At 66.4% G+C, this 21,986-nt stretch carries 22 protein-coding genes; 18 read left to right on the top strand and 4 right to left on the bottom strand.

Annotated elements, in window-relative coordinates; genetic code table 11:
* The gene (locus K9D25_RS08395) at nucleotides 1-900 is read right to left on the bottom strand and encodes an NAD(P)-dependent oxidoreductase (protein ID WP_244450396.1); all 900 of its coding nucleotides are present in this window, start codon (nucleotides 898-900) and stop codon (nucleotides 1-3) included.
* A 5-nt stretch (nucleotides 901-905) separates the two neighbouring features.
* Nucleotides 906-1,718, bottom strand: a complete 813-nt coding sequence (locus K9D25_RS08390; protein ID WP_244450395.1) for an alpha/beta fold hydrolase — start codon at nucleotides 1,716-1,718, stop codon at nucleotides 906-908.
* Nucleotides 1,719-2,052: 334 nt separating this feature from the next.
* Between K9D25_RS08390 and K9D25_RS08385 the strand changes: the two genes are divergently transcribed.
* The 9 genes from K9D25_RS08385 (at nucleotide 2,053) to K9D25_RS08345 (ending at nucleotide 10,250) form a co-directional block, all read left to right on the top strand.
* Nucleotides 2,053-3,006, top strand: a complete 954-nt coding sequence (locus tag K9D25_RS08385; RefSeq protein ID WP_244450394.1) for a cyclase family protein — start codon at nucleotides 2,053-2,055, stop codon at nucleotides 3,004-3,006.
* 78 nt (nucleotides 3,007-3,084) lie between these two features.
* Nucleotides 3,085-4,017, top strand: coding sequence for a 3-keto-5-aminohexanoate cleavage protein (locus K9D25_RS08380; RefSeq protein WP_244450393.1), 933 nt, complete (start codon nucleotides 3,085-3,087; stop codon nucleotides 4,015-4,017).
* Nucleotides 4,018-4,020: 3 nt separating this feature from the next.
* Nucleotides 4,021-5,022 carry a Gfo/Idh/MocA family protein gene (locus K9D25_RS08375; protein WP_244450392.1) on the top strand — a complete coding sequence of 334 codons (1,002 nt, stop codon included), beginning with the start codon at nucleotides 4,021-4,023 and terminating at the stop codon, nucleotides 5,020-5,022.
* A gap of 11 nt (nucleotides 5,023-5,033) precedes the next feature.
* The gene (locus K9D25_RS08370; RefSeq protein WP_244450391.1) at nucleotides 5,034-5,825 is read left to right on the top strand and encodes an SDR family oxidoreductase; all 792 of its coding nucleotides are present in this window, start codon (nucleotides 5,034-5,036) and stop codon (nucleotides 5,823-5,825) included.
* A gap of 253 nt (nucleotides 5,826-6,078) precedes the next feature.
* Nucleotides 6,079-7,107 carry an ABC transporter substrate-binding protein gene (locus K9D25_RS08365; protein WP_244450390.1) on the top strand — a complete coding sequence of 343 codons (1,029 nt, stop codon included), beginning with the start codon at nucleotides 6,079-6,081 and terminating at the stop codon, nucleotides 7,105-7,107.
* Nucleotides 7,104-7,934, top strand: a complete 831-nt coding sequence (locus tag K9D25_RS08360; protein ID WP_244450389.1) for an ABC transporter ATP-binding protein — start codon at nucleotides 7,104-7,106, stop codon at nucleotides 7,932-7,934. The genes K9D25_RS08365 and K9D25_RS08360 overlap by 4 nt, the downstream gene beginning before the upstream one ends.
* A complete protein-coding gene (locus tag K9D25_RS08355) occupies nucleotides 7,934-8,731 on the top strand; it encodes an ABC transporter permease (protein WP_244450388.1) in 798 nt (265 codons plus the stop codon). The genes K9D25_RS08360 and K9D25_RS08355 overlap by 1 nt, the downstream gene beginning before the upstream one ends.
* Nucleotides 8,731-9,576 carry an ABC transporter permease gene (locus K9D25_RS08350; protein WP_244450387.1) on the top strand — a complete coding sequence of 282 codons (846 nt, stop codon included), beginning with the start codon at nucleotides 8,731-8,733 and terminating at the stop codon, nucleotides 9,574-9,576. Before K9D25_RS08355 ends, K9D25_RS08350 begins: the two co-directional genes overlap by 1 nt.
* Nucleotides 9,573-10,250, top strand: coding sequence for a hypothetical protein (locus K9D25_RS08345; RefSeq protein ID WP_244450386.1), 678 nt, complete (start codon nucleotides 9,573-9,575; stop codon nucleotides 10,248-10,250). Before K9D25_RS08350 ends, K9D25_RS08345 begins: the two co-directional genes overlap by 4 nt.
* 8 nt (nucleotides 10,251-10,258) lie before the next feature.
* On the opposite strand, the gene K9D25_RS08340 is transcribed toward K9D25_RS08345, so the two are convergent.
* Both K9D25_RS08340 and hisD read right to left on the bottom strand, forming a co-directional pair.
* Nucleotides 10,259-11,131, bottom strand: coding sequence for a polysaccharide deacetylase family protein (locus tag K9D25_RS08340; protein WP_244450385.1), 873 nt, complete (start codon nucleotides 11,129-11,131; stop codon nucleotides 10,259-10,261).
* Nucleotides 11,132-11,183: 52 nt separating this feature from the next.
* Nucleotides 11,184-12,503: a histidinol dehydrogenase gene (gene hisD, locus K9D25_RS08335; protein WP_244450384.1), complete on the bottom strand. Its 1,320-nt coding sequence runs from the start codon at nucleotides 12,501-12,503 to the stop codon at nucleotides 11,184-11,186.
* Nucleotides 12,504-12,684: 181 nt separating this feature from the next.
* On the opposite strand from hisD, the gene K9D25_RS08330 reads away from it, so the two are divergent.
* The 9 genes from K9D25_RS08330 to K9D25_RS08290 all read left to right on the top strand — a co-directional run bounded on the left by K9D25_RS08330 (nucleotide 12,685) and on the right by K9D25_RS08290 (nucleotide 21,977).
* Nucleotides 12,685-13,164 carry a VOC family protein gene (locus K9D25_RS08330; RefSeq protein WP_244450383.1) on the top strand — a complete coding sequence of 160 codons (480 nt, stop codon included), beginning with the start codon at nucleotides 12,685-12,687 and terminating at the stop codon, nucleotides 13,162-13,164.
* 11 nt (nucleotides 13,165-13,175) lie between these two features.
* Entirely contained in the window at nucleotides 13,176-14,390 is a 1,215-nt protein-coding gene (locus K9D25_RS08325) for an acyl-CoA dehydrogenase family protein (protein ID WP_244450382.1), read from the top strand.
* A gap of 35 nt (nucleotides 14,391-14,425) precedes the next feature.
* The gene (locus K9D25_RS08320; RefSeq protein WP_244450381.1) at nucleotides 14,426-15,127 is read left to right on the top strand and encodes a TetR/AcrR family transcriptional regulator; all 702 of its coding nucleotides are present in this window, start codon (nucleotides 14,426-14,428) and stop codon (nucleotides 15,125-15,127) included.
* A gap of 94 nt (nucleotides 15,128-15,221) precedes the next feature.
* Entirely contained in the window at nucleotides 15,222-15,965 is a 744-nt protein-coding gene (locus tag K9D25_RS08315) for an FCD domain-containing protein (RefSeq protein WP_244450380.1), read from the top strand.
* 128 nt (nucleotides 15,966-16,093) lie between these two features.
* Nucleotides 16,094-17,332: an LVIVD repeat-containing protein gene (locus tag K9D25_RS08310; protein WP_244450379.1), complete on the top strand. Its 1,239-nt coding sequence runs from the start codon at nucleotides 16,094-16,096 to the stop codon at nucleotides 17,330-17,332.
* A gap of 14 nt (nucleotides 17,333-17,346) precedes the next feature.
* On the top strand, nucleotides 17,347-18,369 hold the full coding sequence (locus K9D25_RS08305) for a CobW family GTP-binding protein (RefSeq protein ID WP_244450378.1): 1,023 nt from the start codon (nucleotides 17,347-17,349) through the stop codon (nucleotides 18,367-18,369).
* Between the two features lie 509 nt (nucleotides 18,370-18,878).
* Complete coding sequence (locus K9D25_RS08300; protein WP_244450377.1) at nucleotides 18,879-19,913, top strand: Bug family tripartite tricarboxylate transporter substrate binding protein; 1,035 nt, start codon at nucleotides 18,879-18,881, stop codon at nucleotides 19,911-19,913.
* A 66-nt stretch (nucleotides 19,914-19,979) separates the two neighbouring features.
* A complete protein-coding gene (locus tag K9D25_RS08295; protein WP_244450376.1) occupies nucleotides 19,980-20,432 on the top strand; it encodes a tripartite tricarboxylate transporter TctB family protein in 453 nt (150 codons plus the stop codon).
* A 15-nt stretch (nucleotides 20,433-20,447) separates the two neighbouring features.
* A complete protein-coding gene (locus K9D25_RS08290) occupies nucleotides 20,448-21,977 on the top strand; it encodes a tripartite tricarboxylate transporter permease (protein ID WP_244450375.1) in 1,530 nt (509 codons plus the stop codon).
* The last annotated feature ends 9 nt before the right edge of the window (nucleotides 21,978-21,986 follow it).

Here is a 21,986-nt window from a genome sequence, read left to right as displayed (position 1 = left end):
TTACTCTCCCTTGTCGTGCGGCGCGGTCATGCCCTTCAGCACGGCGAACAGCGAGGCGGTGTCCTGCTTGCCACGGCCCTCCGCCAGCGCCGCGTAATAGAACGGCAGGCTCGCCGCCATCAGCGGGGTGGGCGTGCGCATGTCGCGGGCGAAGTCCATGATGAGCTGCAAATCCTTGATGTAGATATCCATCTTCATCGTCGCCGGTTCGTAGCGGTTCTCGATCATCATCGGCGCGCGCACGTCGAACATGCGCGAACCGCCGGCCCCCGGACGAATGGCGTCATAGACAAGGTTGAGATCGAGCCCCGCGCGCTCGGCGAGCAGCAGCGCTTCGGCGGTCGAAAGATTGTGGATCGTGACCAGCAGGTTCGCGATGTATTTCAGCTTCATTCCAGTGCCGAAACTGCCGCAATAGCGCACGTCTCGGGCGAAGGCGGCGAAGGACGCTTCAACCTTCCGGAAGGCGGCCTCGTCGCCGCTGGCATAGATGGAGAGGTCGCGTCGGGCCGCCTGCGCGCCGGTGCCGCTCACCGGGCAATCGAGCACATCGGCACCCTTCGCCGCCAGCGCGACGCGGCACGCCTCCTTCGCCTCGATCGGCAGGGTGCCCATCTCGCAGGCCACCGCTCCGGGTCGGATCGTGTCGGCGATCTCGGCCGTCACCGTCTCAAGTGCCTTCACCGAGGGCAGGGCGAGCAGGAGAATATCGGCACCCGCCGCCACCTCCCCGGCCGAGCCGACCGGATGGCCGCCCTGCCCTGCCAGCGCCGTCCTCGCGTCGTCGGCAACATCGGTGCCGATCACCCGAAAGCCGTCCGCCAGCAGATTAGCGGCATAGGCCGAACCCATAATGCCGAGACCGATGATGCCAACGGTCGCTTTGGTCTCGCTCGTCACGCGTCTCACTCCGCCGCTTGTCGGGAAATGTCGAGAAAATCGCCGACCGCCCTGTTGAAGCCGGCCACGTCTTCCATGTTGGCGATATGCGCGACGGCCGGCAGCATCTCGAACCGCCCGCGCGGCGTTTCCGCCGCCATCTGACGCATCGCATCGGCCGGCGCGGCGCCATCCTCGGCACCGACGAGGTAGAGCGTCGGCGGCTCCATGCGCGAGAGATGGCGCAGGTAATCGAGCCCCTTCAACGCATTGGCGCAGCCGATATAGCCAACCGGCGCGGTCGACAGCACCATGCGTGCCGCGCGATCGACGACCTCCGGCCGCGTCTCGCGCGTCGCGGCGGTGAACCAGCGCTCCAGGGTGCCCGAAAGGATCGCCGCCATGCCGCCGGCTTCCACCGCCGCGATCCGCTGATCCCACCCGGCCACAAAGGCCGGCGGCGCATCGGCGCGGGCATCGGCGCAGATCAGCCGGCCGACGCGCCCGGGGGAGCGCAGGCCAAGCCCCAGCGCCGTCATGCCGCCCATCGACAGACCGAGAATATCCGCCCGTTCGATGCCGAAATGGTCCATGACCGCGACGAGATCGCCGACGAGACTATCGAAGCTGTAGGGCCCGGCCGGCGCCGAACTCTTACCATGGCCACGGGTGTCGTAGCGCAACACGCGGTAGCTGCGGGTGAGGAACGGGATCTGGTCGTCCCACATGCTGAGATCGGCGGCGAGCGAGTTCGACAGCACGATCCAGGGCAGATGCGCCGCCCCATCGATGCGAACGGCGATCTCGGCATCGCCTGAGGTGACGAAGTCGGTCGTCATGGGCGGCTCCTCTCCCTTTGTCTTGCCGGGGCGTTGGCCGCCTCCGGTCCGGGTGAACGCTAGCGACCTCCCCGCCGGGCTCGAAACCATGAGTTCTGATCCGGTCGATCATCAATGCTGATCGCCCGCGATGGTGGCTCCGATCCACGGTGGGCGATTGACAAAACCGTCACGCCACCCTGATATTTATCGAACGATAAACAAACCGTACAGGTTTGAAAAGCCCGGACGTGACTGGCCCTGCCGAGAAAAGCCCTCCGCGTGCCTGACCCGCCACCGGCCAACGCCACTTCTCCGGGCCGGAGATCAAGAACCAGAAAAAGTGAGGAAACCCATGGACATCAATGTCGGCCTTGCCGCCATCGAAGAAGCCTCCCGCACGCTCTCCAACTGGGGGCGCTGGGGCAAGGACGATCACAGCGGCACCCTCAATCACATCACGCCGCAGGACATCATCGACGCCGCCGGGCTCATCAAGACCGGCCGTGTGTTCTCGCTCGGCATCCCGCTCGATCGCGAGGGGCCGCAGAACGGCCTGTTCGGCGGACGCTTCAATCCGATCCACCAGATGCTCGCCACCGGCACCGATGCCATCGCCGGCCAGCAGGACTGGAACAAGATCCGCTATGCCGACGACACGCTGAATCTGTGCGTGCAGGGCGCGACCCATTGGGATGCGCTCGGCCATATCTTCTATGAGGACAAGGCCTATAACGGTCACGATCCCCGCCACATCAATGCGCGCGGGCTCAACGTTCTCGGCATCGAGCACTCCAAGTCGAAGATGACCGGGCGCGGCGTGCTGCTCGACATCGCCCGCTTCCGCGGTGTCGACTGGCTGCAGGACGGCGAATCCATCTCCAATGACGAACTCGACGCCTGCGCCAAAAAGCAGGGGGTCGACATCCGCCGGGCCGATTTCGTGATCCTGCGCACAGGCCAGATGGAACGCTGCCTCGCCGAGGGCGAATGGGGCGGCTATGCCGGTGGCGACGCGCCGGGCGTGAAGTTCGAGAACTGCTACTGGTGCCACGAGAAGGAAATCGCGGCGATCTGCTCCGACACCTGGGGTGTCGAGGTGCGGCCGAACGAAACCACGGAGGCCAACCAGCCTTGGCACTGGGTGGTGATCCCCGCCATGGGCCTGTGCATGGGCGAGATTTTTTACGTCAAGGAACTCGCCGAGGACTGCGCCAGGGACGGCGTCTATGAGTTCTTCTTCTGCGGCCCACCGCTGATCATCACCGGCGGCACCGGCTCGCCGATCAATCCGCAGGCGATCAAGTAGCGCCGCCGCCTCGGCCGATATCGCAGGGCGGCGCAGACCCGCGCCGTCCCCTCGCCTCTCGCCTCACTGGAGCCGATCATGGCTGCCGCCCGCAAGGTCATCGTCACCTGCGCCTGCACCGGCGCGATCCACACGCCTTCCATGTCGCCGCATCTGCCGATCACGCCGGACGAGATCATCGCCGACGCCATCGGCGCCGCCGAAGCCGGTGCCGCGATCCTGCATCTTCACGCCCGCGACCCGGAGACGGGCAAGCCGGACCAGACACCCGAGGCGTTCGGGCGCTTCCTGCCGCAGCTGAAGCAGCGAACCTCGGCCGCCATCAACATCACCACGGGCGGCAGCCCCTATATGAAGGTGGAAGAGCGTGTGCTGCCCGCGGCGCGGTTCAAGCCGGAAGTCGCCTCACTCAATATGGGATCGATCAATTTCGGCCTGTATCACCTGCTCGACCGCTACAAGGACTTCAAGTTCGCGTGGGAGCGCCAGCACCTGGAAGCAACGCGGGATCTGGTTTTCCGGAACTCCTTCAAGGACATCGAGTACATACTCCAGACCTGCTACGGCAATGGCACGCGCTTCGAGTTCGAGTGCTACGACATCGCCCATCTCTACAATCTCAAGCATTTCCTCGATCGCGGCCTGGTCAAGCCGCCGCTCTTCGTGCAGTCGGTGTTCGGCATTCTCGGCGGCATCGGCACACATCCCGAAGACATCATCCACATGAAGCGCACGGCCGACCGGCTGTTCGGCGACCAGTATCGCTGGTCGGTGCTCGGCGCCGGGGCCTCGCAGCTTCGGGTCGCCGCCATGGCCGCCTCGATGGGGGCCAATGTCCGCGTCGGGCTGGAGGATTCGCTGTGGCTCGGGCCGGGCGAACTCGCGCCGTCCAGCGCTGCGCAGGTGCGCAAGGCACGGCAGATCCTCGAAGGCATGGGTCTTGAACTCGCCACGCCCGAGGAGGCCCGCGACATGCTCGCGCTCAAGGGCGCGGACCAGGTGGATTTCTAGGCGATGCTGCGCACCGCAATCATCGGGCTCGGCCGCTGGGGCCAGTCTCTCGTCCGTTCGGTGCAGGGGAAAAGCGACCTCATCCGCTTCACCTGCGCCGCGACCGGGACCCGCGCCAAGGCGGAGGGCTTCGCGTCCTCCGCCGGCCTCGAACTCAAGGACAGCCTTGAGGCCGTGCTCGCCGACCCGTCGGTCGAGGCGGTGGTGCTGGCGACGCCGCATCTCCAGCACGCCGAGCAGGTCGCGCGGGCGGCGGAAGCGGGCAAGCACATCTTCGTCGAAAAGCCCTTCACCCTGACGAAGGCGAGCGCCCAGCACGCCGTGGCCGCAGCGGAGCGCGCCGGGGTGACGCTGGCGCTCGGCCATAACCGGCGCTTCCATCCCCACATGAACCGGCTGCGTGCTCTCGTGCGGGCGGGCGAACTCGGCACGGTGCTGCATTGCCATGGCGAAATGGCCTCGCCGACCGGGCTGTTCCTGCCGCCCGGCGGGTGGCGCACCGATCCCGATCAGTCGCCGGCCGGCGGGATGACCGGGCTCGGCATCCACCTCGTGGATGGCATGATCGACCTGTTCGGCGCGGTGGAGGCCGTGGCCTGCCAGAGCGTTCACCGCGCCGCGCCCTCGGGCACGGACGATACCACCTCGGTGCTGCTGCGCTTCCGGAGCGGACAGACCGGCTCGCTGCTCGCCTTCACCACCGCGGCGCCGACCTATCGCTTCATGGTCGCTGGCTCGGCCGCGACCGCGACCATTACCGGGGCGACGCTGGACGATTTCAGCCTGCAGCCGGTACCGGCCGCATCCGGCGCGCCGGCGGCGCCAGCGACGCAGGACACGATCGCCGGCTTCGATACGTTGCGGGCGGAGCTCGACGCCTTTGCGCGGGCCGCCCAAGGCGGCACGCCTTATCCCCTGACATCCGCCGAGATGATCCACGGCGTCGCGGTGCTGGAAGCCATCATTGCCGCCGTCGGCACGGACCGCTTCGTCGCCGTCGCCTGAGGAGGAGCGCCATGCCTGCATCCGCCATGCCTGTATCAGCCATGCCGTCATCCGCCGCGCCGCGAACCCTCATCGTCACGGGAGGCTCCAAGGGCATCGGTGCGGCCATCGCCCATGCCGCTGGTGCCGCCGGTTACCGGGTCGCCCTCACCTACAAGGAGGACGCGGCCGGCGCCGAAGCGGTTGCCGAGGCCGTCACGACGGCCGGCGGCGACGCGTTCATCGTCAAGGCGGATATCGCCGAAGAGGCCGATGTCCTCGCGCTGTTCCGCACGGTGGAGGCCCGGTTCGGCCCGCCCGACGTGCTGGTCAACAATGCCGGCGGTGTCGGCCCGCTCGGCCGGGTCGAGGCGATCACCGCCCGCGCGCTGACCGACATCATGGCGGTGAACGTCGTCGGCAGCTTCCTGTGCTGCCGGGAGGCGGTGAAGCGCATGTCGACGCGCCATGGCGGGCGCGGCGGTGTCATCATCAACATGTCCTCGCGCGCCGCTGAACTCGGCGGTGCCGGCGAGTGGGTGCATTATGCCGCCAGCAAGGGTGCGGTGGACAGCCTCACCATCGGCCTTGCACGCGAGGTGGCGGCGGAAGGCATTCGCGTCAACGCCGTCGCGCCAGGGCTCATCGCCACCAATCTGCACGCCGCCGCCGGCGCGCCCGAGCGGCTGGAGCGGCTCGGGCCGCTGATTCCGATGCAGCGTCCCGGCACGGCAGGGGAAGTTGCCGATGTCGTGATGTGGCTGGCCTCGCCGGCCAGCGCCTATGTCACGGGCGCGATTATTCCCGTCGGCGGAGGACGTTAGCCGGCGTCGCGATCAGGCCATACGGCTCGCGAACGAGCGCGGGATCGTCATGCATCGTTGACATGATCGAAAATCAGAGCGATTATCAATCGATAAATAAGCAGGAACTGCCGCGCAAAGAACCAGCGGCGGGTGACGCCAAGCCGACCGGGACGCTCGCCTCTCCCGCGCGGAGTCCGTGGGACGCCCCGATCTTCTCTGCTCAGAAACACGTGATCCGGCCAAAGCCCGGGCGCATCGGGAGAAAACGATCATGGCAACACGACGCGGCGCCCTGGCGCTCGCGGCCGCGATGGCGGCCCTCATCCTCGCCCCCGGCGGGCTGACCCCGGCAAAGGCGGACCCGGTCAAGATCCGCATCGGCTGGTCCACCATGCCGGGCCATCTCATTCCGGTGCTCTACAGCAAGCCGGACATCCTCAAATATTACGGCAAAAGCTACACGGTGGAGCCCATTCGGTTCCGCGGGTCCTCGCCGCAGATCACCGCCATGGCGGCGAACGAGATCGACATGGCCGCCTTCGGCCCGCTGGTGCTCGCGCTCGCCGCGACCAATGCCCGGCTCGACGTGAAGGTGGTGGCCGACATCATCCAGGACGGCGTCGGCGACAGCCACAGCGAGACCTTCATGGTCCGCGCCGATTCCGGCATCAACAGCATCGCCGACATGAAGGGCAAGCGGGTCGGCACCAACGCCATCGGCTCGGCGTCCGACACCGGCATCCGCGCCATGTTCCGCAAGAACAACATGCAGGACAAGCGCGACTACACGATGGTCGAGGTCGCCTTCCCCAACATCCCGGCGATGCTCGACGAGAAGAAGATCGACCTCGGCACCGTGCTGCAGCCGATGTCGAAGCAGCTGCTGGCCACCGGCAATTACAAGGTGCTGTTCACCTCCAAGGATGCGATGGGGCCGTCGCAGCTCGTCTTTCTCGTCGCCAATGGCAAATTCCTCGCGGATAACCGCCCGGCGATGATGGACTTCTTCGAGGACCATGTGCGCGCCGTGCGCTGGTTCACCGACCCGAAGAACCATGACGAGGCGGTGAAGATCATCGCCAACTTCATGCAGCAGCCGCCGGAGTCGCTGAGCTACCTGTTCACCAACGAAGACTATTTCCGCGATCCCTTCATGGTGCCGAATGTGAAGGCGATTCAGGAAAGCATCGATATTGCGGTCGATCTCGGCCTCGCCCAGCGCGGCATCAAGGTCGAACCCGATTATGTCGACCTCAGCTTCGTCAAGGAGGCACAGAAGCGGATCGAGGCGAGCCAATGAGCAGGACCGACGCATCGGCCGCCCCGCGACAGGGCGCCCATCTCGCCAGCGGCATCTCGATCCGCGATGTGTCGCACAGCTATGGCGGGCAGGGCGGCGGGGTGTTGGCTCTGGACGGCATCAATCTCGAAATCGGCGATGGCGAGTTCCATTGCCTGCTCGGCCCCTCGGGCTGCGGCAAGAGCACGCTGCTCTATCTGGTCGGTGGCTTCATCCCGGTGCAATCCGGGACCATCTCCACCGCCGCCGGCCCGGTGACGGCGCCGGGGCCGGACCGCAGCATCGTGTTCCAGAACTTCGCGCTGTTCCCGTGGAAGACGGTGAAGGACAATGTACTCTACGGTCTGAAGAAAGCCGGCTATCCCAGCGCCGAGCGCGGGCCACGCGCCCAGCACTATATCGACATGGTGCATCTCAGCGGCTTCGAGAACGCCTACCCCTCGCAGCTGTCCGGCGGCATGCAGCAGCGCGCCGCCATCGCCCGCACGCTCGCGGTCGATCCGGGTATCCTGCTGATGGACGAACCGTTCGGCGCGCTCGACGCCCAGACAAGGCGCGTGATGCAGGAAGAGCTGCGCGCGATCTGGCGCGAGAGCCGCAAGACCGTGGTGTTCGTGACCCATGACGTGCAGGAAGCGGTGTTCCTCGCCGACCGCATCTCGATCATGAGCGCGCGGCCGGGCCGCATCCAGCACGTCATCGATGTCAACCTGCCCAAGGAGCGCGGCGAGGAAATCCTCGAAAATCGCGACTTCATCGGGCTCAGCGAGCACATCTGGCGTCTCGTGCGCGAGCAGGCAGTGGCGGCGACGCGGGGGGTGCATTGATGAGCGACATCTCCGCCGGCCGGCGGCGCTCCGCCGACTTTGGCTACACCCTCATCGACACGGCGTTCCGCTTCTCGCCGCTTCTTCTGCTGGCGTTCTTCTGGGAGTTCCTGGGCCTCAGTGGCATCGTCTCGCAGCAGATGCTGCCGGGGCTCGGCGAGGTGTTTTCCGCCTTCGTCGAGATGCTGGTCAATGGCGACCTGCCCTACAACACCGCCCGCTCGATCAGCCGCGCGGCGGCAGGACTGGGCGGTGCGGTGATTGTGGGCGTGATCGTCGGGCTGATGATGGCGCAGTTCCGCCCCGCCCGGCTGCTGGTCAATCCGATCGTGCAGATCTTCTATCCCATGCCGAAATCCGCTCTGATCCCCGTGGTCATGATCTGGCTGGGCCTCGGGGATTCCTCCAAGATCCTGCTGATCTTTCTCGGCTGCCTGCTCCCGGTCGTGGTCGGCACGTATAATGGCGCGCGAGGCGTCAACCCGTTCCTGCTGTGGTCGGCGGCAAGCCTCGGTGCCTCGCGCTTCGACGTGCTGCGTGAAGTGGTGCTGCGCGGGGCGATGCCGGACATTCTCAACGGCTGCCGCACCGCGCTCGCCTTCTCCTTCATCCTGATGGTGAGCTCGGAATTCGTCATCGCCACCGACGGCGTCGGCTTCATGATTTCCTCGCTCGGCGATGGCGGTCAGTATCCGGCCATGTTCGCCGCCATCTTTTTCGTCGCCGGCATCGGTTTCGCGGCGGATCGCCTGTACGCGATGTTCGCCCGGCGTTCGCTGCGCTGGAGGGAGGCGTGATGACCATGGCTCAGGCCCGCGACATCGCTCCCGACAGGCCCGCCGGGAAGGTGACGGCGCCGCGTCCGGCACGCGCGGTCTCAGCGAAGACGGTCGACACCCTCGTTCAGATCGCGGTGGTCGCCCTGCTTGCCGGCATCTGGGAGTTCGGCGCACGCTTCGGCGCGCTCAATCCTTTCCTGCTGCCGCCACTTAGCGTGGTGCTGGGGCGGATCTGGGAGGATGTGCTCGCGGGCACCGTGCTGGTCGATCTCGGCCTCACGCTCTATCGGGCCCTGCTCGGCTTCGTCATCGGCGCGGCGATCGGCATTCCCGCCGGCATTCTCATGGCGCGCTCGGCGGTGATGCGCTGGTTCCTCGACCCGCTGGTGTCCGTCGGCTTCCCGATGCCGAAGATCGCCTTTCTGCCGATCTTCATCCTGTGGTTCGACATTTACGACACGTCGAAGATCATCATGGTGGCGTTCTCCTGCTTCTTCCCGATCGTCGCGGCCACCTATGCCGGCTGCTCCGGCCTCGACAAATGGCCGATCTGGTCGGCCCGGTCGCTGGGCGCCAGGGAGCGCGCCTTGCTGTGGGAGGTGTATCTGCCCATGGCCATGCCGCAGATCATCACCGGCCTCCAGGTCGCCTTGCCGACCGGCATGATCACTACCATCGTCACAGAGATGCTGATGGGTGGACGCGGGGTGGGCGGCTCGATGATCATGGCCGGGCGCTTCGCCGACTCGGTCGGCGTGTTCGCTGGCATCGTCCAGATCATCCTTCTCGGTTTCATCGTGGTGAAGAGTCTCGAAATCGTCCGCCGCCGCCTGCTGGTCTGGCATCCCGAGAGCCGGCGGTGACGGGCCGTCTACCCACCCTCGCCGGCGCGCCGCCGCTCGTCGCCTATGGCGTCGAGAAGGCACCGGCCAATGGCTCCCTCGACGGTTTCCTCCGGATGCCCGTGCGTCCGGGGGAATTGCTGCGTCTCAATGACGAGGCGCTCGATCTGCCACCGCCCGCGATCGGACAGGAGACCACGCCGACGGATGTGCGGCTGGCCGAGCATCTGAAGCGGCTGGCGGGTGGCTGGAACCGCAGCGCCGGCCTGTTCATCGACGTCTATTTCGCGCATCTGCGCTCGCTCATCGCCCGCCATCGCGAGGAGATCGACGAGCGTTTGGGCGGGATGGCCGGGCTCTTCGCGCCGGAGGACGTGCTCTACGCCGCCCCCCTGCCGCTGCCGCGCGCCCTGGTGCCGCTGGCCGCTGGGGTGCAGATCCCGGTGGACATGTTCCTGTGGCTGGGCGAGACCGCGCTGGCGGTGCTTTTCGACCCCTCGCCCCTGCTTCCGTCGGCCGAGCGCCGGCGGCAGGAACACCTCGCCGCTGCGGGGATAGTGGTGCGCAGGATCAGCGCCGCCGATCTTAGCCGACCCGACCTCTTCGCCGAACTGCTCGGCGAGCGCGGCAACGGCTTCTGGCGCGACAATGTGCTGCCCATCGCGCCCGGAGCGCCCCGGCTGCCGAGCTTCTAGAGCACGCCTTAACGGCTCGCCGTGCGATACCAATCGGCGATCGCCTCGCCGGTCATCATCGCCACCTGCGGCCGGGTCCGCACATAGTCCAGCAGCTGTTCGAAATAGCCGATACGGTGCGGCACGCCGGTGAGATAGGGGTGGGTGCTGATCGCCATCACCTTGGCGTTCTCCGCGCCCTCCTCCCACAACCGGTCGAACTGCAGCGTGCAGCGGCGCAGAAAGGCGTCGGAAGGCTGATGCTGCACGGCATGCACGACGATGTCGTTGGTCTCCACCGAATAGGGCACCGACAGCATCGGCCCATGGGCGGTGGCGAGTTCCAGCGGCAGGTCGTCGATCACCCAATTGGCGACATAGCCGACGCCCGCCTCCTTCAGCAGGTCGAGCGTCGCCTCGTTTTCGGTAAGGCCAGGACTCTCCCAGCCCGGCGGCGGGCGGCCGGTGAAATCGCGGATCGCCTCCACCGTGTCGAAGATTGCTTTGCGCTGGTCCTCCGCCTGATGCATGGGCTGCTGCACATAGCCGTGGCCCATGAACTCCCAGCCGGCATCGCGCGCCGCCCGCGCCACCCGCTCATAGGAACGGCAGACATGGCCGTTCACCGCGAAAGTGGCGCGCAGCCCGCGGGATTCGATGGCTTTGAGCAGCCGCCAGAAGCCGACCCGCATGCCGTATTCATGCCAGGCCCAGTTGGGCAGATCGGGCATCAGCGGCTGACCCATGGGCGGCGGCAGCACGGTGCGCGGCATGGCCCGGGCGATGGACCATTCCTCGACATTGACGATGATCCACACCGCGACGCGGGCATCATCGGGCAGATGCAGGCGCGGCCGGTCCGGAAAGGCGAGATAAGGCGCGCGTTCGCTGAGAAGACTCATGCTGCGGCTCCGGGCATGGCAGAGGGAATCCGAGGGGCGCGGCAGGCCGGCATCACCCGACCCCGGGGGCCGCCGCCGCCGCATAGTCGACATTGCCGCCGCCATAGCGGCGCACCCGGACATTGGCCTGCTCGGCATGGCCGAGGAAGCCTTCGAGCACGCAGAGCCGCGAGCAGTACGCGCCGATTTCCGCGCTCGCCGCGTCGCTGGTCACCTTCTGATAGGTGCAGGTCTTGAGGAATTTGCCGACCCAGAGCCCGCCGGTGTAGCGCGCCGCCTTCTTGGTCGGCAGCGTGTGGTTGGTGCCGATCACCTTGTCGCCATAGGCGACATTGGTGCGCGGGCCAAGGAACAGCGCGCCGTAATTGCGCATGTTGTTCAGGAAGTAGTCGGGGTCGGCGGTCATAACCTGCACATGCTCGGATGCGATGCGGTCGGCTTCCGCCACCATCTCGTCGAGGCTGTCGCAGACGATCACCTCGCCGAAATCGCGCCAGGACGCCGAGGCGATCTCGCGGGTCGGCAGGATGTCGAGCAGTCGCTCAATTTCCGCCAGGGTCGCGCGCGCCAGCGTCTCGGACGTGGTGAGCAGCACGGCCGGTGAGGTCGGCCCGTGTTCGGCCTGCCCCAGAAGATCGGTCGCGCAGATCTCGGCATCGACGGTGTCGTCGGCGATCACCAGCGTCTCGGTCGGGCCGGCGAACAGGTCGATGCCGACGCGGCCATAAAGCTGACGCTTGGCCTCGGCGACGAAGGCGTTGCCCGGCCCCACCAGCATGTCGACCGGGGCGACCGTCTCGGTGCCGAGCGCCATCGCGGCCACGGCCTGAACGCCGCCGAGCACGAGAATCTCGTCGGCTCCCGCCAGATGCATCGCCGCGACGATGGCGGGATGCGGTCCGTTGTGGAAGGGCGGGGCCGCCGCCACGACGCTCTTCACGCCGGCGACCTTGGCGGTGACCACGCTCATATGGGCAGAGGCGACCATGGGATATTTGCCGCCCGGCACATAGCAGCCGACACGCTCCACCGGCACATTGCGGTGGCCGAGAACCACGCCCGGGAGGGTTTCCACCTCAAGGTCGGTGATGCAGGCGCGCTGCTTCTGGGCGAAGTTGCGCACCTGTGCCTGGGCGAAGCGGATGTCGTCGAGATCGGATTTCGAGACCTTCGACAGCGCCGCTTCGATCTCCGGCTCGGACAGCCTGAAGCTCGCCGGCGACCATTTGTCGAAACACTCGGAATAGGCGCGGACCGCCGCGTCGCCGCCGGTCTCGATCTCCTTCAGGATGGTCTCGACCGTGGCGCGTACCTGCGCATCGGCGTCGGCCCGCTCCGCGCTGGAACGGGCGGTCTTCAAATGGCGGGGCATGTTTTCCTCCTGGCGCCGCGCGGGGCCAAACATTCACGCGAGCGGCGAGGCTCGGCGCGGCCCATCGCTATCTGCTCTTATTTATCGAGTGAAAACTAGATCGCCGATAAGTGTCAAGCCTTGCCGGGGTCCCTCAGCCCATGTTATTTATCATTCGATAATTAAAAGCAGAGCGAACGCCATGCCCGCCACCGGCCTGAACCATCTCTCGATCGGCGCCCGCGATGTCGAGGAGTCCGTCCGCTTCTATGTCGAGCTGTTCGGGATGGAGATCATCCCGACCTATAATTTCGGCTTCCGCACCCAGTATCTGCGCTGCGGAAACCAGCAGCTGCACATCTTCGGCCTGCCCGACACCACGCCGCACTACCAGCATTTCGCTCTCAACGTGGACGACTTCATGGGCGTGTATGAACGGGCGCGCGACTCGGGCCTCATCGACCACACGACCTTCGGCAATGGCGTGAACGAGATGCCCGACGGCACGGTGCAGCTTTATCTGCGCGACCCCGGCGGCAATCTCGTCGAGGTCGACTGGCCGGATGTTTCCAGCCTCGACACCTCGCGGATTCCCGAGCTCAAGCGCCTCGCCGACCGCTTTGAACAGGTCGGCGAAAATCTTGAGGCGACCCTTTACCTCGACCGCCGCCGGCGCGTGTGAGGGAGGCGGTGATGCGCGACACGATCTCGGCGCCCGCCCTCGCCCGCTCGCCGGTGGAGCGACGCCACGATGAACTGCTCGGGCGCGCCGTCGAGCTCGCCTCGGTGTTTGCCGAACGCGCCCCGCGCACCGAGGATTTGCGGCGCCTGCCACCGGAGAGCGAGCGCGATCTGCATGAGAGCGGCCTCTACCGGATGCTGCAGCCGCAGGCGGTCGGCGGCGCCGAACTCGGTTATGAAAGCCTGATCACCATCGGCGCCGCGCTCGCCGCCGGCTGCGCTTCGACGGCGTGGAACCTCACCAACCTCGCCAGCCATCACTGGATGCTGGCCATGTTCCCGCCGGCCGCGCAGGACCGCGTCTGGAACGAGGACCGCGACGCGCTGATCGCCTCCTCCTTCGTCTTTCCCGCCGCCAGGGTCGCCAAGGCGCCGGGCGGCTATGTGCTTTCCGGGCGCTGGCCCTTCTCCTCGGGCGTCGATGTCTGCGGCTGGAACATGCTCGCCGGCATCGTGCGCGAGGACGGCGCGGCGCCGGACCACCGCGTGTTCCTGCTCCCCCGCACGGACTATCGGATTCTCGATACGTGGCAGGTCACGGGGCTCAAGGGCACCGGCTCCAACGACGTGGTGTGCGAAGAGGTTTTCGTGCCGGAGGAGATGACCGTCTCCGTCGCGCATCTGAAAGGCGGGGGCACGCCGGGCGCCGAGCGGCATCCCGCGCCGCTCTACCGCCTGCCGGTGTTCGCCCTGTTCCCGGCCATCCTCTCGGGTGTCGGGCTCGGCAATGGCGAAGGCGCGCTCACCGATCACGTCGCGTCCACCCGCATGCGGGCGGCGCGCTACAGCGGCGCGCGGCTGGCCGAACTGCAGAGCGTGCAGATTCACATTGGCAGCGCCGCGACCCGGCTGTCCCACGCCCGGCGCATGATGCTGGCGATCTGTCAGGAGGCGATGCGCGATGCCGCGCGCGGGCATGTCCCCGACCCGGTGACGAAATTCGCCTATCGCCGGGATCTGGCCTTCGCCACCGGCTTGACGACGCAGGCGGTGGACGAAATCAATGGCGCAGGCGGCGCGCAGGCGCTCTATCTCTCGGGCAGCGCGCAGCGCCGCTTTCGCGACGCCCATGCTATAAGCGCCCATATCGCCTTCAGCACCGATGTCGCAAACGCCGCTTTCGGCCGCCTTGCGCTCGGTATGGAAGCCGACAACCCGGCCGTGTGAGACACGGCCGCGACAAGGATATCGACGCAAGATCAATGGACGGCTCGTCATCTCCCTCCGCTGAGGCCGCCGGCCCGGTTCGCGCGGCCCGGCGCACCCGCAACAAGCCCGAGGACCGGCATCGCGAATTCGTCCGCAAGGCCATCGAGCTGTTCGCGGAGGTCGGGTTCGAAGCCGGCACCCGCGAACTCGCCCAGCGCCTCGGCGTGACCCAGCCGCTGCTCTACCGCTATTTCCCCAGCAAGGACGACCTGATCGCCGCCGTCTACCAGGAGATCTACGTCAATCGCTGGAAGAGCGAATGGCGCGAGGGGCTGATGGACGAGAGCCGTCCGATCCGCGAGCGCATCGTCCGCTTCTATGAGGACTACACGCGCACCATCTTCACGCCGGAATGGATCCGCATCTACATCTTCGCGGGGCTGCGCGGCGTCGACATCAACCGGCGCTATGCGGCGAAGGTGGAGAGCGAAATCCTCCGGCCCATCGCCTTGGCGACCCGGCAGAGTTTCGGGCTCAGCGGGTCCGAACCGCCGAGGCCGGAAGAGGTCGAATTGGCCTGGACCCTCCAGGGCGGCATCTTCTATTACGGCGTCCGCGAGATCGTGTACCAGTTCCCGATGCCTGTCGACCGGCCGACCATGATCCGCAATGCGGTCGACACCTTCCTCGCCGGCGTCGGCCCGGTTCTGACGCAACTCGCCGATCAGGAAACCGAGGATAACGCCAAGCGCTAGACGATTGGCCAAGCGCGCCTCGAACATCTTCACTTTGATCGAACGTCCCCCGCGCGTATGATCCACCGGTAATTGTAGCCGTGGAGAGTGCCCTGTGTCCCTTCAGCCCGTCGCAGTCGCGGACGACGAATCGACAACGCTCGGCATCGAGATTTACGCCCGGCTGCGCCGCGACCTGATCGCCGGACATCTCAAGCCCGGCGAGCGGCTGCGCTTTCGCCAGCTCAGCGCGATCTATGGGGTCGGCATCGCGCCGCTGCGCGAGGCGCTGTCGCGTCTGGTGTCCGACCAGCTGGTGCGTTTCGAAGGCCACCGTGGCTACACCGTCGCCCCGCTCTCGCTGTCGGACCTGCATGATCTGTGCGCGCTGCGCACCGAGTTGAGCTGCAACGCCCTGCGCCGCGCCATCGCCCGTGGCGACGAGGATTGGGAGGCGGAGATTCTTGCCGCCCTGCACCGGCTGGAGCGCACGCCGGTGCCGCATTCGGTCGAGGACCGCAAGACGGTGGACGAATGGGAGCTGCGGCACGACCGCTTCCATTACAGCCTGATCGCCGCCTGCGACTCGCCCTGGCTGCTGCATTTCTGCGGGGCGCTGTCCGATCATTTCCAGCGCTATCGGCGCGGCGTGATCGTCGTCACCTCCTCGTCGCAGGAACTGCTGAAACGCGTGCGCGACCAGCATCGCACCATCGCGGAAGCCGCGATCGCCCGCGACGCGGAGCGCGCCACCGCCGTGCTCGCCGAGCATTTTCAGGGCAGTGTCGAGGTGGTGGTCCGCAACTATGAGGAGGTGTCCCGGAGCCTCTCGGCGGGCAATGGCGACGACGGGAACTAGCCGAGCAGCGAACAAACAACAATCATCTTTATTGACATAGCAGCTTTGTTCGAACATTTTTCTGATTAACAATCAGAAGGACCGTTCGACGGGTCGTGTCCGCGTGGGTCCATCCGGGAGGACCGTGCATGCTCGACCACACCAGGGTTGCCGACGTTAAGATCGACCTGATCCACGGCATGAAGCTGATCGCTCATGATCCGATCGCCGGCTTCGGCGGCATCGGCGAGGGCATGTCGCTCCAGAAGGCACCGGACGGCCGCCGCATTCTCTGGCTGGCGCATGAAGGCCCGCCGAAGAACTTCACCGGCGTCGACGTTACCGATCCGGGCCGCCCCAAGGTGATCGTCCAGACGGATCTGCCGCATAACCGGGTGCGCTCGAACTCGCTGGAGACCTCGGGCAATCTGATGGCGGTGGCCTATCAGACCTATGAGCACGGCGCGCAGCCGGCCGGCATCGAGCTGTTCGACATCTCCGTGCCGGAGCATCCGCGCTCCGTCAGCTTTTTCGACTGCTCCGGCCCGCATTCGCGCGGTGTGCATCAGGTCTGGTTCGTCGATGGCGAATTCGTCCACTGCGCCGCCGGGGCGCCCGACTTCACCCCGCGCAACCCGCTCGACGACCAGCCCTACCGCATCATCGACGTGCGCAATCCCTCGAAGCCGGTCGAGGCGGGCCGCTGGTGGATGCCCGGCACGGCGGAAGGCGATGACGCCCCGCCGCCGCCGCGCCTGAAGATCGACACCGGCATTCGCTGCCACAACACCAATGTCTATCCGGCCCGTCCGGACCGCGCCTATGTCGGCTATATCGACGGCGGCTTCTTCGTGATGGACATTTCGGACAAGTCGCGCCCGACCGTCATCTCCCGATTCAGCCCCAATCCGCCCTTCCCGGGCTTCGCACATACGCTGATGCCGCTGTTCGGCCGCGATCTGGCGGTCGCAAGCCATGAGTGCATCCATGATGACGGCTTCGACTGGCCGAAGCTCACCTGGCTCCTCGACATACGCTGCGAGGACAACCCGGTGCCGCTTTCGACGCTGCCCATGCCCTCCTTCGACGAATATTCCCGCAAGGGCGGCCGGTTCGGCTGCCATAATCTGCATGAGAACCCGCCGCGCGAGACGGCGCTGCATTCCGAGACCCTTTTGTTCTCGACGCTGTTCAATGGCGGCCTGCGCATCCACGACATCAGCGACCCGCTGATCCCGCGCGAGGTCGGGGCGTTCGTGCCCGCCGCGGCGCCCGGTGCGCGCGTGCCCGCGACCCAGATCAACGAGGTCTATGTCGACGAGAACGGCATCGTCTATTGCGCCGACCGTCACGCGGGCGGGCTCTATATCCTGGAACTCGACCTCTAGGGGGAGACGTCGCCATGATCCCCGTCGTGCTGATCACCGGCTTTCTCGGCAGCGGCAAGACCACGCTGCTGAACCATTTGCTGCGCGATCCCGGCATGGCGGACAGCGCGGTGATCATCAACGAGTTTGGCGATGTCGCCATCGACCATCTGCTGGTCGAGAGTTCGATCGAGAACACGGTCGTGCTGCAAAGCGGCTGCATCTGCTGCACCGTGCGCGGCGACCTTGTGGACACGCTGGACGACCTGACCGGCAAAGCGGCGCGGGGTGAGGTGCCGGCCTTCTCGCGCATCGTCGTCGAAACCACGGGCCTGGCGGACCCGGCCTCGCTGGTGCAGATGTTCCTGACCGAGCGCACGCTGACGGAGCGCTTCGCGCTGCGCGCGGTGATCACCACGGTGGATGCCGCCAATGGCGCCGGCCAGCTCGACGAGTTCGAGGAATCACGGCATCAGGTGGGGCTCGCGGATGTGCTGGTGCTCACTAAATCCGATCTCGCCACGCCGGAGGCGATCGCAACGCTGCGCGAGCGGCTGAGAGCGATAAATCCCGGCGCTGAAATCCTGACCGTGGTTCAGGGACACATCGCCCCGGACGATCTGTTCGCCCACGCCGCGCGGGCACCGACGCGCGACAGTGGCGACGTGCTGGGCTGGCTGAACGAAGCCGCTTTCGCAGCCGCTCACGCGCCCCACGCACCGGCCGGGCATAGTCCTTCCCACCACGACAAGGGCATCCAGGCCTTCGCGATCACGCTGGATCGTCCGGTCAGCCGTGAGGCGCTGCGCGGATGGCTGCGCGCCATCCTCTCGCTGCGCGGCCGCGATCTCCTGCGCATGAAGGGCATCGTGGCGCTGCGCGGCGAAGCGGCGCCTCTCGTCGTCCACGCGGTGCAGAACGTGCTGCATCCGCCGGTGCAGCTGGAAGCGTGGCCGAGCGCGGACCACACCACGCGGATCGTTTTCATCACCCGCAACATACCGCCCGCCGCGCTACAGCGGAGTCTGGACACCCTCGCGATGGGAAACGCCGCTTGATGCCGGATCGCGCCCTCTGGAACGGCCCACCGCCGCGCCCTCATCGGCCACGATACAGTGCGACGCTCCAGTAACGATCAAGCATTGGTATACATAATTCACGAACTTTGTCAGTAGTGCTGACATTTCTGCTTCCTCCGGACTTCGTTTTATTTTTCTTATATTAGCACGTGAAATTTCTCCTTCAAAGAATATCGACCGTCAATTTCTGATTCGAGCGCCAAAAGCGCTCCAGTTGACCGAGAGACCAACGCACCTCCGGACCAAGGGGCGCGCTGTCAGACCGCGCGCCAATGGCAGCCAGACATTAGAACACAACATGAATTGGATACTTTACATCGCACATACATAATCAATGCCGATTTGTACTATACCAATGCCGTTTCGACATGGATCATCGAGCGTATTTATTTCATTTTAACTTGACATCACCGGATAGTCGCCATTTCCTCTGCACCACAAGACGTCAAAAGACGCTGTGCCGCCGCAAGCCTGGGAAGGAACGCCACATGATCCAGACACACACTGAGAGGCGGCCGCACGTGCCGCTTCATCTGCGCCTGAAGCACACCGCCATCGCGTTCGCGCTTGGCGCCGCCTGCCTCGCCGCGCCCACCGCCCTGCAGGCGCAGGGCGCCCCCACCGGCCCGATCGAAATCACCACGGGCACCAGCCCGGGTGGCACGCCTGATGTGCTGATGCGCCGTGCCGCCAAGATCCTCAACGAGCAGAAGATCATCACCAACCCGCTGGTGGTGCAGAACCGCACCGGCGGCTCGTGGATGGTCGCGGGCAATTTCGTCATGGGCAAGCAGGGCGACCGCAACGTCGTGCTGTGCATCGCCCAGCCGATCCTGACCACGCCGATCACGCAGGGCCTGCCGACGCTCTATGACAAGCTGACCCCGATCAGCATGTTCATCCAGGGCGATCTGGTTCTGGTCGTCCCGGAAAGCTCGCCGATCAAGGACATGAAGCAGCTCGTCGAGCTGGCCGCCAAGCGCGAGCGCTCGGTCAAGGTCGCCGGCGCCCAGTCGGGCTCGACCGACCATATGGTGTCCGGCCTGGTCGAAAAGGCCGGCAAGGTGAAGCTGAACTATGTGCCGTTCGACGGCGGCGGCGCCGCGCAGGCGGCCTTCCTCGGCGGCAATGTCGACTTCATGACCCTGACGCCGGGCGAGGCCCTGCCTCTGGTGAAGGCCGGCAAGGCGCGGATCATCGCCATCCTCGCCAGCGAGCGCCGCACCGCGCCCGAGCTTAAGGACATCCCGACCGCGAAGGAGCAGGGCTACGACGTGGTGTGGGGTCAGGCCTGGGGCCTCGCCGGCCCGCCCGGCCTCGACGCCGAGACCGTGAAGTTCTGGGACGACGCCATCGCCAAGCTGGTCGCCAACCCGGAATGGCAGGCGAGCCTGAAGGAGAACTTCCTGCGCAGCCAGATGATCCCGGCCGCCCAGGTGAAGCCCTACATGCAGAAACTGCATGACGAGCACCTCGCCCTGCTGCGCGATCTCGGCCTCGCCAAGCAGACGACAGTGCAATGAGAAGCTGACCCGGCGGGCCGGGCGATCCCCGGCCCGCCATTCTCCGTCGTCACGCAAGGGTTCGGCATGCGCTCAACCAACATCATCGCCGCGCTGGTGCTGCTCGTCCTCTCCGCCGTGGTGCTGCTCGGGACATGGCAGTTGCCCTATTGGGCGGACTTTGCTCCCGGCTCGTCCTTCGCCGCGTTCTGGGTCGGCGTCATCGGCGTCGTTCTGGGGCTCGGCCTGCTCGTCACATCGGTGATGGAGGACAGCACCGAGCCTCACAGCTTCCCCGGTCGGTCCGGCCTCCTGCGCATTGGCGCGCTCACCGGCGGGCTCTGGCTGATGGTGCTGCTGATCCCGTCGCTGGGCTTCGTCACCGCCAGCGTCCTGTTCTGTCTGTTCCTGCTGCTCGGCATCGAGCGGCGCCCGGTCATGGCCAGCCTGTTCACCACCGTGATCGTGGTCGGGCTGGTCTATGGCGTCTTCATCGCGTGGCTCGGCATCGCTTTGCCGACCGGCCCGCTCGGCATCTGAGGCGAGGGACCGCACATGGACGCACTCGTCTCGCTCGCCAACGGTTTCGCCGTCGCGCTTACGCCCACCAACCTGCTGTTCGTGCTGATCGGCGTCACGCTCGGCCAGCTCATCGGCGCGCTGCCCGGCATCGGGCCATCGGCCGGCATGGCGCTGCTGCTGCCCATCACCTTCGGCCTCGATCCCGTCACCGCGCTCGTGATGCTGTCCGGCATCATGTATGGCGGCATGTATGGCGGCACGCTCACCTCGGTGCTGGTGAACGTGCCCGGCGAAGCCGCGAGCGTCATGACCGCGATCGACGGCAACCAGCTCGCGAAGCAGGGGCGCGCCGGGCAGGCGCTGGCCGTGGCGGCCATCGGCTCGTTCCTCGCCGGCATCGGCTCCGTCACCGCGCTGGTGTTCCTCACCCCGGCGCTCAGTTCCTTCGCGCTCAATTTCTCCGCGCCGGAATATTTCCTGCTGGCGCTGCTCGGCATCACCGCCACGGCGAGCCTCGGCACCGGCTCGGCGCTCAAGGCGATGATCGGCGCCACGCTCGGCCTGATGATCGCCCTTGTCGGCACCGACCCGATCCAGGGCACGTCGCGGCTCACCTTCGGCTCGCTGGATCTGCTGGAAGGCATCGATTTCCTTCCCGTCGCCATCGGCGTGTTCGGCATCGCCGAGATCCTGGTGTCGATGGAGCAGACCCAGTCCGGTCAGGTCATCCGCACCCGGCTCAAGGATATGTGGCTGACGAGCAGGGACTGGGCGGAATGCCGGATGGCGATCGCGCGCGGCGGCTTCATCGGCCTCATCATCGGGCTGATGCCCGGCGCGGGGCCGACGGTTGCGGCGCTGCTCGCCTATGTCGTGGAGAAGAAGGCGAGCCGCCACCCGGAGAAATTCGGCCATGGCGCGCTCGATGGCGTGGCCGCTGCGGAATCCGCCAATAATTCGGCGGCGCATGGCGCGATGATCCCGATGCTCGCGCTCGGCATTCCCGGCTCGGCCTCGACCGCCGTGCTGCTCGCCGCGCTGGTGCTGCTCGGCATCCGGCCGGGGCCGATGCTGCTCACCGAGCAGGCCGATCTGGTCTGGGGCCTCATCGCGTCGATGTTCATCGGCAATGCGATCCTGCTCATCATGAACCTGCCGCTCGCCCCGCTATTCGCGAGCGTGCTGCGCATCCCCTATTCCTATCTCGTCGCCGGCATCCTCATCGTGTCGCTGGTCGGCGCCTACGCCATCAGCCTCAGCCTGTTCAATGTCGGACTGACGCTGCTGTTCGGCATGATCGGCTATCTCATGATCCGTGCCGACATACCGCGGGCGCCGCTGGTGCTCGCCGTGGTGCTGGCGCCGATGATGGAAAGCGCGCTGCGCCAGAGCCTGATGCTGTCGGAAGGCAGCGCGGCGATCTTCGTGCAGCGCCCGCTCTCCGCCGTGCTGGCCCTGCTGGTCATCGGCTCGCTCTGCCTGCCCCTGCTCAGCTTTCTCCTCGCCCGCCGCGCGGCGCGCCGTGCCGGCGTCGCCGAGGCCCTGTCGCATTCCTCTGACTAGGATATAAGC

The sequence above is a fragment of the Ancylobacter polymorphus genome, assembly GCF_022836935.1.
Classification (GTDB): domain Bacteria; phylum Pseudomonadota; class Alphaproteobacteria; order Rhizobiales; family Xanthobacteraceae; genus Ancylobacter; species Ancylobacter polymorphus_A.
Note: the sequence above shows the minus strand (reverse complement) of the source record. Positions and strands in the feature narration are given on the sequence as shown.

Excerpts from the sequence above, each read along its gene's own strand:
- K9D25_RS08330 (WP_244450383.1), top strand. The coding sequence starts at position 12,685 with ATGCCCGCCACCGGCCTGAACCATCTCTCGATCGGCGCCCGCGATGTC.
- K9D25_RS08325 (WP_244450382.1), top strand. The coding sequence starts at position 13,176 with ATGCGCGACACGATCTCGGCGCCCGCCCTCGCCCGCTCGCCGGTGGAG.
- K9D25_RS08365 (WP_244450390.1), top strand. The coding sequence starts at position 6,079 with ATGGCAACACGACGCGGCGCCCTGGCGCTCGCGGCCGCGATGGCGGCC.
- K9D25_RS08290 (WP_244450375.1), top strand. The coding sequence starts at position 20,448 with ATGGACGCACTCGTCTCGCTCGCCAACGGTTTCGCCGTCGCGCTTACG.
- K9D25_RS08390 (WP_244450395.1), bottom strand. The coding sequence starts at position 1,718 with ATGACGACCGACTTCGTCACCTCAGGCGATGCCGAGATCGCCGTTCGC.
- K9D25_RS08360 (WP_244450389.1), top strand. The coding sequence starts at position 7,104 with ATGAGCAGGACCGACGCATCGGCCGCCCCGCGACAGGGCGCCCATCTC.
- K9D25_RS08295 (WP_244450376.1), top strand. The coding sequence starts at position 19,980 with ATGCGCTCAACCAACATCATCGCCGCGCTGGTGCTGCTCGTCCTCTCC.
- K9D25_RS08310 (WP_244450379.1), top strand. The coding sequence starts at position 16,094 with ATGCTCGACCACACCAGGGTTGCCGACGTTAAGATCGACCTGATCCAC.
- K9D25_RS08300 (WP_244450377.1), top strand. The coding sequence starts at position 18,879 with ATGATCCAGACACACACTGAGAGGCGGCCGCACGTGCCGCTTCATCTG.
- hisD (WP_244450384.1), bottom strand. The coding sequence starts at position 12,503 with ATGCCCCGCCATTTGAAGACCGCCCGTTCCAGCGCGGAGCGGGCCGAC.
- K9D25_RS08320 (WP_244450381.1), top strand. The coding sequence starts at position 14,426 with ATGGACGGCTCGTCATCTCCCTCCGCTGAGGCCGCCGGCCCGGTTCGC.
- K9D25_RS08385 (WP_244450394.1), top strand. The coding sequence starts at position 2,053 with ATGGACATCAATGTCGGCCTTGCCGCCATCGAAGAAGCCTCCCGCACG.
- K9D25_RS08305 (WP_244450378.1), top strand. The coding sequence starts at position 17,347 with ATGATCCCCGTCGTGCTGATCACCGGCTTTCTCGGCAGCGGCAAGACC.
- K9D25_RS08380 (WP_244450393.1), top strand. The coding sequence starts at position 3,085 with ATGGCTGCCGCCCGCAAGGTCATCGTCACCTGCGCCTGCACCGGCGCG.
- K9D25_RS08375 (WP_244450392.1), top strand. The coding sequence starts at position 4,021 with ATGCTGCGCACCGCAATCATCGGGCTCGGCCGCTGGGGCCAGTCTCTC.
- K9D25_RS08355 (WP_244450388.1), top strand. The coding sequence starts at position 7,934 with ATGAGCGACATCTCCGCCGGCCGGCGGCGCTCCGCCGACTTTGGCTAC.
- K9D25_RS08340 (WP_244450385.1), bottom strand. The coding sequence starts at position 11,131 with ATGAGTCTTCTCAGCGAACGCGCGCCTTATCTCGCCTTTCCGGACCGG.
- K9D25_RS08350 (WP_244450387.1), top strand. The coding sequence starts at position 8,731 with ATGACCATGGCTCAGGCCCGCGACATCGCTCCCGACAGGCCCGCCGGG.
- K9D25_RS08370 (WP_244450391.1), top strand. The coding sequence starts at position 5,034 with ATGCCTGCATCCGCCATGCCTGTATCAGCCATGCCGTCATCCGCCGCG.